Source organism: Traorella sp. mt218, from assembly GCF_055420025.1.
On sequence record NZ_JBVAYM010000003.1, the window covers coordinates 71,083 to 89,241 of the forward strand.

The following is an 18,159-nucleotide window of genomic DNA, read 5'->3' on the forward strand; positions in this document are numbered from 1 at the left end:
ACTAAATTAAGAATAAATCCAATTACAGCACAGATAGCAAATAATTGAGAACTCTTTATGTCACCACTCTTTTTACATCTATACCATAATAATATGCCTACAAGTGGTACCCAAATACTAAAAATAACAAGTGCAATTGTTGATAATTTACCTTTGACTTTCATACCTGATCCTTTCATTCGATTTTATGTGATATTTAAAACATAGGATGATCATTTTTAGAAGTATCAGGCATGGTTTGAATGACATCCCAATGTTCAACAATCTTTCCATTTTCAAATCTAAATATATCTACTGCTGCATGTCCTTTTACAGATGGTGATCTTTTTAGAATATTATGAATAAACACCAAATTATCCCTAGATGAAACACGCTTTACGATTGTACTGCATTCTTTCATATCTGTTTGAAAACGTTTATGAAATTCATTGCGGAAAGCCTCTACACCATCAGCAATAGTAGGGTTATGCTGGATATATGGTTCTGATAAATAATCATCTATTGCTGTTTCATCATGCAGATTAAAGAAACGATTCCAAAAATCTAAAGCCTTTTCTTCATTTGTAACTAAATTGTTATCTGGTTGATTTGACTCATTGATTATATGGAAACTACCGGTTTTCTTATCAAATGCATCATGACTATTTTCAACCATAGAAGTAAGTTCAATGAAATGTCGATGTAAATCAATGATACCCGTTGTCATCATACCATCATAAATATATACTAAATTCATCAAACCATCCTCAATATTTAACAGTTGATAATTTTCAATCACTTTATATGTATCATTCGATTCATCGTTTAAAATATTATCTTTTTCATTTTGTGAAAGAAAAGCAAATATATAAGTATTTTCATCATCAAATACGACTTTAGCTCTTTTCCCTGTAAGAATAGTTTCTATATTACTAATAAATTGATAAATAGTCTTTAACATGATTCATCTCTCCTTCTTTTTATAATCATCAAAATCTAAAAGTTCACCATTTGTAGCAATAACATTTTTATACCAATAAAATGATTCTTTACAAACTCTATTTAAAGAGCCATTTCCATTCACATCACAATCAACATAAATAAATCCATATCGTTTCTTTATTTCTCCTGTACTCATCGAAACTAAATCAATACAGCTCCAAGGTGTATATCCCATTAAGTCAACTCCATCTATATTAACTGCAAGTTTCATTTGTTCAATATGTTGTTTTAAATAATCTATACGATAATAATCATATATTTTACCATCACGATCAACCTTATCAACAGCACCTAACCCATTTTCAACAATGAATAAAGGTACTTGATAACGATCATACAATTGATTTAAAGCAATTCTCAAACCAATCGGATCAATGGTCCATCCCCATTCCGTTTCTTTAAGATATGGATTTTGGCCACCAAAGAAATTACCACTGCCATTATTTTTTTCTGTTGCACTAATAGTATGACTGTCATAATAACTAAAGCCAATATAATCAACCTTACCTTGTTTTAATATTTCTTCATCTTCACGAGTAATATCAAGATTCAAATGATCTCGTTGAAAGAAGTTTTTCATCTTATTGGAATAAAATCCTCTCACCTGAACATCTGAAAATAGATATTGTTTGTCCATGGCTTCCATCACCGCTATTTGATCTTCTGGTTTACAAGTAAGTGCATAAGTCACTGGATAAATCATCATCATTCCTATTTTAAACTCAGGATTCACTTTATGTCCTGCAATAACAGCTTTCGCACTTGCGACCATCTGATAATGAGCGGCCTGATAACATACTTCATCTTTATTATCTTTATCTGTTAATCTGATTCCCGTAGGAACTTGTGGAAAAATTAATACAGAATTAATTTCATTAAACGTTATCCAATATTTTACCTTATCTTTATAACGTTCAAATGCTGTAACAGCAAATTTTTCAAATAAATCAATCATTTTCCTATTACGCCATGAGCCATATTTTTTTACTAATCCATAAGGAGTTTCATAATGAGATAATGTCACCACTGGTTCAATTCCATATTTTAAGCATTCATCAAATACATCATCATAGAATCGAAGACCTTCTTCATTCGGTGTTTCTTCATCACCTTGTGGAAAGATTCGTGTCCACGCAATACTTGTTCTAAAACATTTAAGACCCATTTGAGCAAATAAGGCAATATCCTCTTTATAACGATGATAAAAATCTACTCCATGATGATTTGGATAATATTCCCCTTCGATTACACCATCTGTATAAACTCTTTTCTTATTTAAGCTTCCACCTGTCATACAATCAACTGTACTTAATCCTTTACCACCAACATTATAAGCGCCTTCACATTGGTTAGCTGCAACAGCACCTCCCCATAAAAAATTATCTTTAAATTTCATCTTTTCACCTCTCCCTATGAATGATATTAACAAAATAGGTATTATCTTACATATTTGTCGCTATAAAATAAGCATCATTTGTCGCTTCTAAAACTTGGGCAACTCTAAAACAGTCACCAACCATCGCTGTTTCCGGTGTAATTCCATAAAAGGAAAAGGCTAATTCTTTTCGCTCTTTCATTCCTACTGCCATAATAATAAAATCAGCTTCTATAAAAGATTCTAAACCTTCTTTATCTTGAATCCATACACCATTGTTTTTTATTTCCTTAACCCTTGTTTCTAAGTAGATATGTAATTTATTACCCGCATCTTTTATGGCATTATACAAGCCATGACGATAAAGCCAATTTGACTTTTTAGCTAAAGCATCTTGTATCTCAATAATTGATACATCATTCTTTCTTTCACTTAATTCAAAGGCTAATTCACTTCCAATAGCTCCCCCGCCAATCACAACGATCTTTCCATGGATATCCTCTATTTTAGGATAGATATCTAAGGCCTGTATCGCATGTTCGACTCCTTTGATAGGGGGTATTTGAGCCGTAGAACCGACCGCAATAATCAAGCCATCGGGATGAAGATTTTTGATCATTTCATGAGTTGCTTCAGTATTGAGTTGGATATCAATATCTGATTTTTTAATTTCTCTTATTAAATAATCACGATATTTTCTTAGATCTTCTTTGAAATCACCATAATCAGCATATTTTAAATTGCCACCCAATTGGGATTCTTTTTCAATAAGGGTCACTCTATGTCCTTTCTGATAAGAAGTAAGAGCAGCCTTCATTCCTGCTGGCCCACCACCAATAATGACGATATGTTTTGGATTTTCAGTTTTTTCTAATTTTAAAGGAACACGATTTTCTCTTCTAAAACGAGGATTGACTGAACATTGGGTATTGGCATGTTCGGTAGAGATGTGATAACAGTTTAAGCATCTTATACAAGGTACGATTTCATCATCTAAATCATTTTGTGCTTTTTTAGGCCAATAAGGATCGGCTACTAATTGCCGTCCAATCATGACCAAATCTGTTTTCCCTTCCTGAATGGCTTTATCGGCCTGTTTGGGATCAGATACACCACCTACTGTGCAAACTAAAACATTGGCTTCATCTTTGACACGTTTTGAAAACGCTAAATTATACATATGAGGTAAAAATATGGTGGAATGAGAATACGTATTTGCAATATATTTATCAATCGTTCCACCATAACAATCCATGCCACATGAGACATTCACAATATCAATAAAAGGTTCCACTTCTTTTATAAAAGCAAGCATATCATCTTCTGAAAAAGTTTCGGGAACCTTTAAACTACGTGATACTCGCATTAAAACAGGAAAATCTTTGCCAATAGCTTCACGAACTGCTTTTAAAACTTCTTTAGGATAACGCATACGGTTTTCTAAAGAACCTCCATACTCATCCTTTCTTTGATTCCATACAGGTGACATAAAAACAGAACATAAACTATCATGACCAAAATGTAGCATGATCATATCAAAGCCAAAATCTTTTGCCTGCTTTGCTTCCAAAGCAATTCTATTTTTTACGGTTTCCATCTCCTCTTTTGTCATTTCCTTCATGATACCACCTGTAAAATGAGAGCCATTACTTGGACCTTGTATCGTTCCATCTGCTCGTTTACGGCCCATAAACGGTATTTCAATCATTGACAGTCCACCTGATTGCCGAGATACAGAAATTAACTCTCTGCCAACATCTCTTGAATATTTAGAAAAAGGATCTTTTTCATGAGCAAGCTTTGCAATATAATCTTCAGCAATTGTAATAACGGCTGCCCCGCCTTTTGATTTATCGAATATGCTAAGTCCTCCATAATCCGTAGAAGAAATAACGGTCGCTTTAGGTACACCCATAGGAGCGGCAATAATACGATTTTTCAACATGATGTTTCCTATGCGTAAAGGTGAAAATAAATAGGGATATTTCATACGATAAACTCCTTAAATCGCTTCTACATAAATTCTTAAATAACTCATATTTTGCTTTAAGTATTTTTTTAAATTATCCTTCGCAAATTCTTCATCATCCGCATTAGTATTAAATAACGCCTGTATACCGACAGTTTTACCTGTATACGTATATACAATGCCATTGATCTCTTTTCCATCAACAAGTTTAACTATATCTTGAATTTTAGGTCCTGAAACTCGAATCATACATTTCCTCCTTATTTTTTTATTATATTTCCTAGTCAATCACATGATGCCCTCTAGCTTTTAACTTATAATCAAAGGCCTCCATATTTTCAATAAAAGTTTGCCAAACGCGATGTTTATATGGAGTCTGTCCTTCATAGAATGTACCGATACATTGAGATTCGCCATGACGATCACCAAATGAAGGTAATCCTTTTTCAGCGTGATCTACACAATCTTCTTTACCCCAGCCTTTGATTCCCCATTTACCATCAAAGTGAATCGTTTTAGAGCCGATTTTAATATCAAACTTAGGCATTAAACAAGTGCCATCATTTGTATAAGGTAAATGAACCCAATCACCTATAATTTGTACATCACCATCCACAATTGGTTCTTCACCTTGCAACCAATATCCGCCTACCAAATGATCAGCTTGTCCATTAAAGAAACATACTTCTTTTCTGCCATCTTCACGAATACCGACACAATTCGCTGTAAGATAATCGGTTGTTTTTTGCCATGCAGTTTCTTTATCTGTATTTTGTGTTGGCACAAATTGTCCGTCATGGAAGCCTATACCTTCAATTGGTTTTCCTTCATAAGTACCTTTTAGATAACAACCATTGGTATAAAAGGTACTTACTGGAAATTGCTCACATCTATGAATAAAGAAGGTATATGGGAATGGTTCTAATTTTACATCTAAAATACAGCCCTTTTTTCCCTCTTTCCAAGTGATCGTTCCATCTTCATAGTATCTGACTTCCACAAAAGGATCTTCTACTCCCCAACCCCAAACATCAGGATTACTTTGAAGTTTTTGATAAGGAATCATTTTAGCTCCTTTTTGAGCCAGATCATCAACATGGACAGGTGTAGGACGAGTCAATGGGCCATCACCTGCTCTTACCATTCCTGCCCAGCGAGAACTATCCAAATTCATTAAACGAAAAAAGGAGATAGGTGCTTTATCTTTTTGATCAAACCAAGTGCCAAGACAACTTACGATACATCTTTCGGGATGTAAATCCTCGTCATTGTCAAAACGAGGTGGTCGTATGAGCATATCCTCTTTTGTCAATATATCCCAATAATATTTCTCTGTTCCATATTTCATAATCGTTGATTCCTTTCTTTTTTATAACGATTTTTAAAGTTAATGACACAAATGGGTGTTTTCCTATGAAGCACATTTTAAATGGATGAAATTCATTTTCTTTAGATTTCTGCTACTGCAAAATAGGCTTCTTCTTCACATTCTCTTATATTTGCAGGGCGCCTTAAATCCCCTATTATAACTGTATTGGGTGTTATCCCAAAGAATTCATCAAGATTAGAATTATTGCTTCTAAAACCGACAGATAAAATCGTGGTATCAGAGGCGATTTTGTGAAGCTGATGATATTGATCTTCAAACTCAACATAATCTTTGCCAATAGAGGTACAATTTGAAAGAGTATATACTTGGATATTTGGATGATGTTTGATTATGTCATAAGGTTTAAATGTTGTTCCATCATTCTGTCCTCCATAAACACTTGTCTTTTCAATAAGAGTCACATGATGACCTCTAAAAGCTAATGTAATGGCAAATTCGCTGCCCACTAATCCACCACCAATCATAACGACTTTCTTTCCAATTTGATCCATATGATAATGTGCATCAACACATTGGATAGCATTTTCTACTCCTTTTATTTTAGGTATTATAGGAGATGAACCCATCGCTAAAATCAACTGGTCTGGATTTTCTTGTTCAATCATCTTTTTTGTTGCTTTCACATTATAATGAATAAACACCTTCGATTTCTTTAGCTGTCGAATTAAATAATCCTTATAACGTTTTAATTCACGTTTATTTTCATCAAAGTCCGTTGTTTTTAATAAACCTCCTAATTGATCACTTGCTTCGTATAAAACAACTTCATATCCTTTTTCAGATGCTGTTAAGGCTGCCTTCATGCCAGCAGGTCCCCCTCCCACAACAACGACTTTTTTCTTTTCTTTTGCTTTTTCCAGATGAAGAGGGATCAAATGTTCCATATATCCACGAAGATTTACAGAACATCGTTTATCAAAGCATTTACCACAGGATATACAAGGAACAATATCTTCACTGCGACATTCCAAAGCTTTTTTTGCCCAATAAGGATCAGCGATTGAGGAACGCCCAATAACAACGATATCTGCTTTATTATTTTCTAAGATCAACTCTGCTTGTTCAGGAGTCATAATCTTTCCAACAACAGCTACCGGAATCTTTACAGCTTTCTTTATATCATCTGCATAATCTGCATAACACATATCTGGTTCAAAAGGACTAGGATAAGCAATATTATCATCAGACTCATAGGATAATTCTCCCCCATATGAAACATTCACCATATCGATAAGTCCTTCTTCAGCAACCTCTTTAATAAAGCGTATGACTTCTTCCTTTGGCATACAGCCATCAAAAGCTTCATAAGCACTAATTCTCATATCAATAGGATAATTTTTTCCTAAAACCCTACGTACTTCACGTAAGATCATTTTAGGGAAACGAACTCGATTCTCATAAGATCCTCCAAATTCATCTTTTCGTTGATTAAATCTTGTGGAAAAAAATTGTGAAGCAATCCAGCCATGTGCAAAATGAATCATCACCATGTCATATCCAATTTGTTTTGCAATCAAACAAGTATTTGCGAAATCATGGATCATATCATCCATCATCTCTCTTGTCATTCCTTTAATAGGAACTCCTTTTAAATTAATACCATCACTTGGACCTATAACATAGCCGCCTTCATCAGCATAAGCACAAATTCCTGCATGCATCACTTCCAATGAAGCATATGAACCAGCTCTTTTTATCATCGATAATTCTTGTTTTACGCGTGGCATTTCACTCGGTGAAAATAACCATTTTCCTGGTTTGATACGGCATTTAGGATCTTGCAAGGTACCACTTGTTCCACGCATCATAACGGCCGCTCCAGCTAAAGCACGATCATGGTAATATTCCACAGGAGCATAAAAGATTCTATTTTTTAGAACAAGCTGATTAATTTTCAAAGGCGAAAATAATTTTGGATATTTAGGATGTGTATACATAAAAACCTCCTCTTCTTTAATCAGCAAGCCGACAAATTCATGCCGGCTTGTATTTTTTAATTAGCTAGTTTGTAGCTGTCTCAATGGCTGCCGCCTCTTCAGCAAGTGCCTCTCGATCCATAATCTTAACAAACGGATACCAAATAGCTAAATTAATGACTAATTCAACCGCTAATGCAATACAGGCTTGTACTGGAGTTGAACTTGATAGAATCATATTTAAGAATGGCGGTACTGTCCAAGGAATTGTAACACCTGTAAACTTTCCAACTAATCCAATGGCAATTACGGTATAAGCATAAATCTGATTAAATATAACAATACCTATAAATGGAATAAAGGCTGTTGGATTTAACATAATTGGTAAACCAAACAGAATAGGTTCTCCTACTCCAAAAATACCAGGAACAACGGCTACTCTTGAAATGCTTTGATATCGTTTAGATTTAGAAAAGATGAGAAAAGCCAATGTTGCTGATAAACAGCTTCCTCCTGCACCAATAAGTGAAAGATTTGTAAATCCATAACATATGATATTTGGCAATTCTAATCCTGCTTCCCAAGCTGCTAAGTTTTCGGCTGCAGCAGCATAACGCAATGGTTCAACAACACCTATAACTGTATTAGCGTGTAAGCCTAAGAACATACATAATGTAGCTGCAGTTTCAGTAATTGTTTGGCCTAATAACGACAATCCTATTGTTTGGAATGGCTGTTGTAAGATTGAATAAATAACACTATGAATGGTGACAAATTCTGTAGATGCAAATACATATTGAAGAATGGCACATAGTACCCAAACAATGGCAGCCGGTACTAAAATTGCAAATCCATCTTCAACAAACTTTGGAACACCTGCCGGCATTCTTAAACAAATCCTCTTATCCAATAGGAATTTTGTAACACGTACAACTAAGAATGAAAGTAATATTACAGAAACTAATCCCTTATGACCTAGCCATTCAGCAGGAATGTTGGTATATGCTTCATGTGGAGTGATCAATAAGTAAGCAGCAACAGTCATAGGAATCATTGCAACTGATTGTTTCATTCCTAATTTCTGAGCATATAGATATGGAAGTAATAGTAAAACATAGAAACCAAAAATACTTAATGTTAATGATTGGATATTCATGGCAACTGTTAAAATTGCAGGATTTTCAGCTAAAAAAGCTTGATAACCACCAATATCCAAAAAAGCTACTAAGCAGGCAAAAGAACCAATAATAGTAACTGGCAGTACCGCTTGCATTGTTTCAGCCAAAGATGAAATTAAATGCATTTCTTGCAACTTTGCGGCAATAGGAGTTAATATATCCGCTATTTTATCAATATAATTTGTTTTAGTTTCTGTCATTATAAAGCCCCCTTACTTTTATCTAAAACTGTTAGAACAGTATCTAAAATACCTTCCCCATTCATACGGCCATAATCAGTAGCTTGCATAGCAGTTATTGGAACCCCATATTCACCATAAGCTTTTTCTAAATTTTTTTGATGAAAACGTACTTGTGGCCCCAATAATACAATATCCGCTGTTGGTATCACTTTTCCTGCTTCAGATACCGAATAGGCATTTACTGTTGCCTCAATACCACGCTTTTTTGCAGCTTCAGAAATTTTCTCGGCAACTAATCCAGTACTGGCACCATACTGACACAATAAGACAATGTTAAGCATAAAACTACCTCCTTTCGTAAAGCTCAATAATTTCCCTAACAAAATCAAGTGTGACTTCTGCCACAGAAAGATGATTGGAAGCATGTACTAGAAGTAAAGTTACTTCAATGTTTTCTCCTTTGGCATCCTCTGTTAACAATCGGGTATGTTCAACATGTGCTCTTTGAAAAGCCTCACTAGATTCTTTGAGCAAGTTTTTTGCTTCCTCAAAATCTCCTTTTTTGGCATATTCCATAGCCGCCATTGAACTGCTCCTGCTATCTCCTGCATTGGCAATAATGTAAACAGTTTTTTCGACCAATTTCTCGTCCAAATAAATACCTCCTTTCATCTATGAACCAAGATAAATGGTTACTTTCTGATTTGATTGTATTCATAATTTTTATAAAAAAAAAACATCTGTTTTAGTCATAGGTCTAACAATTTCAAATGTTTTTTTAAAAATTGCATATACTATAATTAACACTGGAAGGAACTCAGAATTATATGTGTAACGATAAAACTCATGAATTGATTCAGCTCTTACAATCAACTGACAAGTGGCTCACTTGTTCATTTTTGGCATCAAAACTTAAAATATCCGCCCGTCAGGTTCGCTACTTAATTTCCAAAATCAATGAATCTGAACCAATTATAATATCCTCTAATAAAGGATATCGCTTAAATAATGTCCAAAATATCCAAATTGATCATCTTGATCATGATTCTTTACCTGCTAATTTCAATGAAAGAAAAAAATATATTTATCAAAATATTGTCATAAAAAACGAAATAATCGATATTGAAAAATTAGCTGATTATTTTGGCATTACAGTTATTACTTTAAGAAATGAGATGGAAAAATGGAAAAAAGAGCTAAAGACCTATCAAATTCATTTGAAGACAAAACATGGAAAACTCTTTTCTGTTGCCAAAGAAACAGATCGTCGTGATTTTGCTATTAATGTAATTCGAGATGAATTAAATCGCACTTCTTTTTCAACAGCTAATGTAAAACAATTTTTTAAACGTGTAAACTTATCGGATATTCGTCAAATCGTGATTGATGTCTTCAACAAATATCAGTATTATGTAGATCACTATTCTTTGCTAACCTATACTATTCATTTAGCCGTCTGTATTGAATTAAGCTATGACAATCCTATAGATGAAAGTGATGTAAATATCGATTCATTGGATTTAAGTGCCTTTGCAGATCCAAATATTGCTAAAGTTGTTACTGAAATTATTCAACAATTAAGTCTTCATTATGAAGGTGCTCATTTTAGTGGTCAGGATATTATAGATGCTTCTTTATTAATGTCTACACGCATTGTTTCAAAAAAAGAAGAAATATACGATAGTTTAGAAAAAGTTGTAGATATAGAAATTAGCTCATTAGTGAACAAAATTATCACAAGTGTTTTTGATCTCTATTCAATTGACTTAAACAACACTCATTTCAAAATACGTTTTGCCTTACATTTGAAAAATGTCCTGATTCGTGCTGAAAAACATCTTACATTACGAAATGAGCAATTTAATGATATCAAGAATAAATACCCTTTTCTCTATGTGATTGCCGTACATATTGCTTATATCATCCAGCAGGAAACAAGGTATTCTCTGTCTGAAGATGAAATTGCTTATATTACTTTACATGTAGGGGTTATTTTAGAGGAGAAAACAGTTCAGCAAAACAAGATTATCTGTGCCATTGTTGCTCCAGACTATTATGTCATAAGACACAATCTATATAAAAAGATAGATGATATGTTAGGTGATTTTATATATATAGAAACTATGGTATCAGATATCGACAAATTGAAAAATCATCAATTTGAAGCAATTATTTCTACCATTCCGATTGATTATTCTCCAAATGTTCCAATTATTTATGTCGATGCATTTTTAAGAGAACAAAACATTGATCAGATAAGAAACAGGGTACGTAACTTACAAAACAAAAAAAGAAATACAATTCATTTAAAACGCTCCTTTCTTATATTGATAAAGATCTGTGTTACTTTAATAGGGGATTTAAAACATCGAAAGATGCAATTGAAACGATTTGTGATGATTTATATTCTAAAGGACTCATTAATGATTCCTTTAAAGAAGAAATATATAGTCATGAAAAAATTGCCCCTAGCTCTTATAATAATATTGCTATTGCACATACATTATCTAACAATGATATTTCTTCCTTTATTTCTCTATCCATCAACTCAAAACCCGTTATTTGGGGAGAAAATAAAGTAAATTTAATATTTATCGTTTCACTTAAAAAGACAGAAAGAAGAAATTTTAGCGAATTATTCAACTCTCTTACAGAGATATTATCGGATGATGAGGTCTATGCCAAAATATTAAATGCAAGCAGTTTTGAAGACTTAGAAAAAATATTTACTCTTTATCTGTAATAGAAAGAAGGTTTATTTATGGGAGTGATCATACTTTGTTATATATTAGGTATTGCCATGTTATATCTTGGTTTTTCTACAGAAAAAAGTGAAGGATATGCATTTGGTTTGATTCTTATTATCTGTGGAATGATTTGGCATTACAAACATATAGCAACAAAAAAGAAATAGCGAATATATAGAAAAAGCGGTACATTTGTAAACCGCTTTTTTATTCTGAATGACTCTATCTATTTTATTCAAATAATCACAAATCAATCTTTTATTATTTGAGTATCTTTCCCATTTCAATACGCACTTCTTTTTTCTCTATGTCTTCATTTGAATAACTGATCAGATCAAATCCAATCAATGTAAATCCATGTTTCTTATAAAAAGAAATGGCTTTATCATTACAGCTTTGTGTTTCTAAAACAATGGCCCGTACACCAAGCTCACCGGCTCTTTCTATTCCCTTATTCATAAGCTTTGAGCCAATACCCTGATGCCGCTTTGAATCACTTACCCAAATATTAGAAATACGCAAACGATGATTCCAGCTTTCCAGGCTGATTTCGATAAAACCAACCAGCTCATCAGCTTCTTTGATCATATAAAGCTCTGGATTTTCCAACCAATCCTCAAGCAAGGTACTTTTAAATTCTTTATGAACCTCATGTCCAAAAGGTTTACGTACAAAGCGTACACTGAAATCATCGACATAGGCTTCATAATAATATTCACTTGTATAATGAAATACAATTTCTTTCCCCTTGTATTCATCTGTCCCTTGAATAATTTCCATCATAACTCCTTCATATTTCTTTCACATATACCGGAAGCTCATTCAATGCATGGATATCCTCTCTTTTATGATACCCATGATGCAGATAAAATCTCTGAGCATCCGGATCACTTGTCAGCAATACTCGGTGAGTCTTTTGTTTTTTCAGATACTGCTCACAAGCTTCCAGCAAAGCACTTCCATACCCTTGATGCCGTTTATCATCACGCACCCAAAATTCACGAACAAAACCAACCTTTTCTTTAAAAAACCAGTTTGATAACATTTCCTCCTTAAATTGAATAAAACCAATTATCTTATCTTCTTTCTTTAAGACATAGGCAATATTATCACCGTCATCATTCATCTGTGCAAATAACGTATTCCAGTCATCTACATGAATTTCAAGTTCTTTAAAATATTGCATAAAAGCATCACAAAAAAGTGGATCCGTAAAATCCTTTACTAAAATCAATTCCATTTTTCCTCCTATCGCATCGTTTTAAACGGACACCGAGGAATTGAAACGATTATAAAAAAACAACTTCCCCGGTCTGATTTTCTACATATTTAAGCATAGTGACCACCTCGCCTTCAAATATGATTCATTATAACATCTTTTTACTTTACCGCACAAGAAAAGACCATCTCATCAAGAGAATGGTCTTTTTAACATCATATATCCAAAACTTTTTCAATAATGATGACAGTCTTTATTTACTGTATCTTTTCTTTGAACGATAAACAAACGCCAATGCCAATGCACCGCCAGCCACAAGCATAAGAGAAATCCAAAGGATGATATTGCTGTTATCACTCGTATTTGGTGTTTCTGTATCTACGCTTGGTTTTTCATCAGCTGGTTTATTTGTTGTACCGGTAGCCGGAATTTCTACTGCTGCTTTCGCATGACCGCAAATCGTACATTCTTCATGTTTCAAACCTGCTTCTGTTTCAGTAGCTTCTTTATCAACGACCCATTCATATGTATGAGCAGCAACGTTTCCTTTTTCACCACACTTGCATTCCTGCCAATGATTTGTTTCATCATATTTCCAGTTACCTTCGTATTTATGAGGTTCGATTGTACAGCTTACACCTTTACTTTCAATCTCTTCTGAATTTAAGACAACATTGCCATCAGCTTTATGGGCTACTACCTTTACAGTATAAACACCGCTTTCAGTTACCTTAAGTGTATCCTTCTCTTCACCTGCTATCAGATTACCATCCTTATACCAAGCATAAGTATAAGTAACATCTTTTTCTTCATGAGTTGCTGTTGCAGTTAAAGTTATTTCTTCTCCAACATGTACTGTCGTAGCATCTGCTTTAAGCGTTACTTGCGGAGCTGCAAATGTTGAAGCATCCACAAGCACATAAGTTTTACTTCCATCGTCATTTGTTGTTTCTTGAACGATCTTGCCTTCTACATTCGAAGTGATATGCAGTTCAACTCCCTTAGCAGTTGTTAAAACAACATTTTCATTCTCCAATGCTTCACTGTCTACTTCACTGTTACCCAGCACATAAATATTAACGATGCTCTCAACGTCACCCGTATTAGCTTTTAATGCGTCATTGATATTTCGATAATAAGAAGCATTGCCACCCTGATTAACCACTGCCAAGGCTGCATTTTCAGATACTGTTACGGTCGTGTTAGATTGAGAAGTGACAAAGCTGTTCACGTCAGCATCCTGTGTCAATTCATGCTGATTTTCTCCACTTGCCATGATTACCTTTACACCGGCTCTTTCTTCTGCTGCCTCTAAGCTTCCGCCAGTTACAGCAACATTGACTTTCTGAACATCTGTATTTTCTGTATTGTAAACCGTAACGGCATTACCTAATGTTCCCGTTAATGTTCCACCGGTAATGTTTACCGTAAGATCCGGACTAGTAATATACTGGCCGGCATTTGCACCATACATTTGAGCTGATGTCAAAATTGCTGATCCTTCAGCCTGTGATCCGCCACCATAAGGTTCGTCCTCAAGCCATGCACCTGTACCGATGATCGTTGCATTATCTTTTACCGTAATAGTTCCCATCTTCGCTTCGATACCTGTTCCGCCTCGAACAACTGCATTTCCGCCAATCGTTAATGCACCTTCCATTGGCCAATAGATACCTGTTGCTTCATCAATGCTTGTTAATGTACCGCCAGTAATCTCAGCACTACATAAAGCAGATTGCATATTGTTTCCTGATAACGCAAAACCATTTGTCGCAGAAATCGTACCACCGGTCATCGTCAAAGATGAATGCTTTGCAGTTGGGGTATTCTCTGATATATCATTAAATAACATAACACCAAAAGCACCGCTAAGAGATGCATTACCAGAAATCGTTACTGTACTTCCATATGCCCTAACAGCAGCATTCAATCCGTGAATCTGTGCATTTCCAGATATTTCTACGGTGCTCTCATACGCATAGATTGCACAATCATCTTTATATGAAACTACATTAGAAATTTCTCCACCAGAAATAGTCAAAATTCCATTATTCATTCCATATTTCCTTGTGCGAATTCCTTCATTCCTACCAATAATCTTACCAGAATTGACATATAATTTTCCACCTGCATTGTCAATAGCATAATAGAGGTTAGTTTTCCCCGTTGCATCAATCGTTCCTTCACCTTTAATTGTGAAAGTACCATTATTGATGAAAAAAACATTACTTGCTCCCTTGAATGACTCAGATGATGTGATCGTATATGTTCCCAGATCCAATGTCACTGTTTTACCAGCAGCGATAGTAATTCTATTATCCATAGTAGCATCAGCTACCAATTCAACAGTTCCTTCTGTTTGGATAGCCTTAAAAGCTTCTGCCAACGTGTCATAATATTCATCACCGACACGTGCCACAGAATCTTCTGTCTGTATCTCGCTTGCTGCAGCCTTAGTAAAAGAAGCAGAAACTGACAAGGCAAGCATGAGACATAGACTCACAGAAATAATTCTCATGATCTTTTTCATATATCTTTCCCTTTCCGAAAATGTTATATACACGAAAAACATTTACAACAATAAAAGCTTTGTGTAACCAAGGACCTGATCGGCAATTGTATTTTTTTGTTATACAGTTATATCTTGAACAATCAAGCCTCTGTTTAACATCTTCCTACATTTAAATTTTAACACAAAAATAAGCGTTTTCAATAAAATTTGTGTAAAAAATCTATATTTTTCGTTCATTATTTATATATTCCTACATCTCCTTGTACCATAAATCCAGTAAAATTATATTAATTTATTTTATTTTCATTGGGATTTTTATAGATTTTATGGATATATCATAGTAGAGGGATATTCATCTAACCGGACTTTACTTATCAAGTATGTAAGTCCCAAGGCTTGTGAGATAGAAAAAAGCACCTGAGCCTGCAGGTTTATCGATTGCAGAAAGGCAAAGGTACTGATATGGTAGATTTGATAAAAGAAATGCGCCTGCTGATTCACTCAATCAGACGGCTTCTTGAAATCATGATAAAGCTGTCTTGTAATAAAAAAGAAAGATAGTTTACACCCATAAAAAACTATCTTACAGCTTTATTATAGATAGAACTTTCAAAAACTTCAAGATGCTTTTCAAAAAAAAGATTCCTCTCATCATGAGAAGAATCTTAGATTTATTAAATTTCGTTAGCTGCATTATATCCGGAACGAATGGCTTCCGCAATACTTGCTGTCCTGTCACCTGAACAATCACCTACATAAGTGAGAGGTGTGGTAACACCTTCAACATCCAGCGTGTTCTTCTTAGAACCAACAGCCATGACAACCATATCACAATCAATTTCCACATCTTTTCCTTCTGCGGTATTGGTTGCCAATACTTTCTTGCCATCATTCGTAATGCTGTTTACTTTGGTATTCACATACTGAGTTACACCATGCTTTGTAAAGTCAGTCATGATCAATGGCAAGATCGTTCCAGATTCACCATTAGCGATCTTATCCATCATTTCGATGATCGATATCTGGCAGCCTTTTTCAAGCAGATATTCAGCAGTTTCCGTACCTACCAGGCCACCACCGATAACAGCACAGTGACCACTTACTTCTACCTTACCTGCCAATACATCCCAGCTTGATACGACATTGCTGGAATCGGCACCCGGAATCGGTAAATGCAAATCATGGGCGCCCACAGCGACAATTACCGCATCCGCATCATTCATGATGTCTTTTGTTGCCTCTGTATTCAAATGTACATTCACATTTAAACGAGGAAGGATCTTTTCATAATATTCAACTGAACGCATGATCTCAGCTTTTCTCGGAGGTACAGCTGCCAGATGGATCTGACCGCCGATATGATCTTCTTTTTCATAAACATCCACTTTATGACCGCGAAGTGCTGCCACACGGGCTGCTTCAAGCCCGGCAATACCGGCACCTACGATCACGACATGCTTGCTCTGATCGCTTGGCTTGATAAAGATCGTTCCTTCATCACCGTTTTCCGCATTCAATACACAAGAAATATATTTACGTCCCTGAATGGCATCCACGCATCCCTTATTACAGTTAAGACATTCACGGATCGGTTCGCCTCTTTCAGCCTTTACTGCGATATCCGGATCACATAATAAAGAACGTCCATAACCGATCACATCGGCTTCACCGTTATTTAAGATTTCTTCACCGGCTTCTACGCTGACAACACGTCCGACAGTTGCGACAGGAATACTAACGGCTTCCTTTACACGTTTACAGATCGGTAATGTCCAGTTATATGGAACGGTACCCATTGGTGGAATCGTATCACCCATATTGCCTGTGTGGTTTGCCTGAGCCACCTGAATCATATCGACACCGGCTTCTTCCAGTTTCTTCGCAAACAGGATACCTTCTTCTTCATGCAAGCCACCTTTGCCACGATCACTGCCATCTGCATTCTTAGTGATGAATGGCAGCTTATATTCGATCATCAATGACGGAGCTGCTTCTTTGATTGCTTTAACTACTTCCAAGGCATAGCGAATACGATTTTCAAAAGATCCACCATATTCATCCGTTCTGTGATTCAAGACAGTTGAACAAAGAGAACCTAATAAACGATCCCCGTGTACTTCAATCGCATCCACACCGGCTTCCATCGCTCTTCTTGCACACTGCGCAATAGAATGTTTGATATCATCTAATTGTTCTTTAGTAGCTTCGCTTACAAAGTGCTGCATATCATGATGCAATTTCGCATATGCATCTGCCGTTACCTTCTTGGACTCTGCCATCTTTGCTTCAAAAGTAGCCATATCGCCTGCTTCTTTTGCTTTCTGGGCTGCTACACCGGCCATTCTGGCAGCCATGATCATTTTTCCTACACCCGGAACATCATATTCAGGATGGAAGATCTGTAAAGCTAATTTACAATCATATTGATGTAGTGAATCTGCCAGTTTCTTAAATGTAGGAATCTGAGAATCATCACAGAGCTTTGGTGTCGGTGACGCCGTATTGACAGGTGCAACATCACCGATAACGACATAAGCTACACCGCCCTTTGCCAATCGGGTATAAAAATTAAAGCTTCTTTCACCGATGGAACCATCTCTTTCTTCATAACCGGTTGTCAGAGGTGGAAACATGATACGATTTTTTAATGTCAGATTACCGACTTTGATTTCTTCTAATAATTTCATAAG

General features: G+C 35.2%; 15 protein-coding genes and 1 pseudogene. 3 read left to right on the forward strand and 13 right to left on the reverse strand.

What is annotated here, in order from left to right:
• Positions 1 to 196: 196 nt before the first annotated feature.
• From ACZYT3_RS02430 to ACZYT3_RS02470, 9 genes are all read right to left on the reverse strand, one after another.
• Positions 197 to 940 carry a nuclear transport factor 2 family protein gene (locus tag ACZYT3_RS02430; protein WP_464087562.1) on the reverse strand — a complete coding sequence of 248 codons (744 nt, stop codon included), beginning with the start codon at positions 938 to 940 and terminating at the stop codon, positions 197 to 199.
• A gap of 3 nt (positions 941 to 943) precedes the next feature.
• Complete coding sequence (locus ACZYT3_RS02435) at positions 944 to 2,377, reverse strand: 6-phospho-beta-glucosidase (protein WP_464087563.1); 1,434 nt, start codon at positions 2,375 to 2,377, stop codon at positions 944 to 946.
• A 46-nt stretch (positions 2,378 to 2,423) separates the two neighbouring features.
• On the reverse strand, positions 2,424 to 4,346 hold the full coding sequence (locus ACZYT3_RS02440; protein WP_464087564.1) for an oxidoreductase: 1,923 nt from the start codon (positions 4,344 to 4,346) through the stop codon (positions 2,424 to 2,426).
• A 12-nt stretch (positions 4,347 to 4,358) separates the two neighbouring features.
• The gene (locus tag ACZYT3_RS02445; RefSeq protein ID WP_464087565.1) at positions 4,359 to 4,574 is read right to left on the reverse strand and encodes a hypothetical protein; all 216 of its coding nucleotides are present in this window, start codon (positions 4,572 to 4,574) and stop codon (positions 4,359 to 4,361) included.
• Between the two features lie 31 nt (positions 4,575 to 4,605).
• Positions 4,606 to 5,673 (reverse strand): hypothetical protein, encoded by a 1,068-nt coding sequence (locus ACZYT3_RS02450; protein WP_464087566.1) that lies wholly within the window; start codon positions 5,671 to 5,673, stop codon positions 4,606 to 4,608.
• 101 nt (positions 5,674 to 5,774) lie between these two features.
• Positions 5,775 to 7,652 carry an oxidoreductase gene (locus ACZYT3_RS02455; RefSeq protein WP_464087567.1) on the reverse strand — a complete coding sequence of 626 codons (1,878 nt, stop codon included), beginning with the start codon at positions 7,650 to 7,652 and terminating at the stop codon, positions 5,775 to 5,777.
• 64 nt (positions 7,653 to 7,716) lie between these two features.
• Positions 7,717 to 9,009: a PTS sugar transporter subunit IIC gene (locus tag ACZYT3_RS02460; RefSeq protein ID WP_464087568.1), complete on the reverse strand. Its 1,293-nt coding sequence runs from the start codon at positions 9,007 to 9,009 to the stop codon at positions 7,717 to 7,719.
• On the reverse strand, positions 9,009 to 9,332 hold the full coding sequence (locus tag ACZYT3_RS02465; RefSeq protein WP_464087569.1) for a PTS sugar transporter subunit IIB: 324 nt from the start codon (positions 9,330 to 9,332) through the stop codon (positions 9,009 to 9,011). Before ACZYT3_RS02465 ends, ACZYT3_RS02460 begins: the two co-directional genes overlap by 1 nt.
• A 4-nt stretch (positions 9,333 to 9,336) precedes the next feature.
• Complete coding sequence (locus ACZYT3_RS02470) at positions 9,337 to 9,645, reverse strand: PTS lactose/cellobiose transporter subunit IIA (protein WP_464087570.1); 309 nt, start codon at positions 9,643 to 9,645, stop codon at positions 9,337 to 9,339.
• 986 nt (positions 9,646 to 10,631) lie between these two features.
• Here ACZYT3_RS02470 and ACZYT3_RS02475 point away from each other — a divergent pair.
• From ACZYT3_RS02475 to ACZYT3_RS02485, 3 genes and pseudogenes are all read left to right on the forward strand, one after another.
• A pseudogene (locus ACZYT3_RS02475) lies at positions 10,632 to 10,964 on the forward strand (PRD domain-containing protein); the annotation flags it as partial.
• Between the two features lie 407 nt (positions 10,965 to 11,371).
• Entirely contained in the window at positions 11,372 to 11,734 is a 363-nt protein-coding gene (locus ACZYT3_RS02480; RefSeq protein WP_464087629.1) for a PTS sugar transporter subunit IIA, read from the forward strand.
• 18 nt (positions 11,735 to 11,752) lie between these two features.
• Positions 11,753 to 11,905, forward strand: coding sequence for a hypothetical protein (locus tag ACZYT3_RS02485; protein ID WP_464087571.1), 153 nt, complete (start codon positions 11,753 to 11,755; stop codon positions 11,903 to 11,905).
• A 94-nt stretch (positions 11,906 to 11,999) separates the two neighbouring features.
• Here the strand turns inward: ACZYT3_RS02485 and ACZYT3_RS02490 are convergent, their stop codons facing one another.
• From ACZYT3_RS02490 to bilR, 4 genes are all read right to left on the reverse strand, one after another.
• Positions 12,000 to 12,518 carry a GNAT family N-acetyltransferase gene (locus tag ACZYT3_RS02490; protein WP_464087572.1) on the reverse strand — a complete coding sequence of 173 codons (519 nt, stop codon included), beginning with the start codon at positions 12,516 to 12,518 and terminating at the stop codon, positions 12,000 to 12,002.
• Positions 12,519 to 12,528: 10 nt separating this feature from the next.
• Positions 12,529 to 12,978 carry a GNAT family N-acetyltransferase gene (locus tag ACZYT3_RS02495; RefSeq protein ID WP_464087573.1) on the reverse strand — a complete coding sequence of 150 codons (450 nt, stop codon included), beginning with the start codon at positions 12,976 to 12,978 and terminating at the stop codon, positions 12,529 to 12,531.
• A 232-nt stretch (positions 12,979 to 13,210) separates the two neighbouring features.
• Positions 13,211 to 15,487, reverse strand: coding sequence for a hypothetical protein (locus ACZYT3_RS02500; protein ID WP_464087574.1), 2,277 nt, complete (start codon positions 15,485 to 15,487; stop codon positions 13,211 to 13,213).
• Between the two features lie 656 nt (positions 15,488 to 16,143).
• On the reverse strand, positions 16,144 to 18,156 hold the full coding sequence (gene bilR, locus ACZYT3_RS02505; protein ID WP_464087575.1) for a bilirubin reductase, long form: 2,013 nt from the start codon (positions 18,154 to 18,156) through the stop codon (positions 16,144 to 16,146).
• Between the last annotated feature and the right edge of the window lie 3 nt (positions 18,157 to 18,159).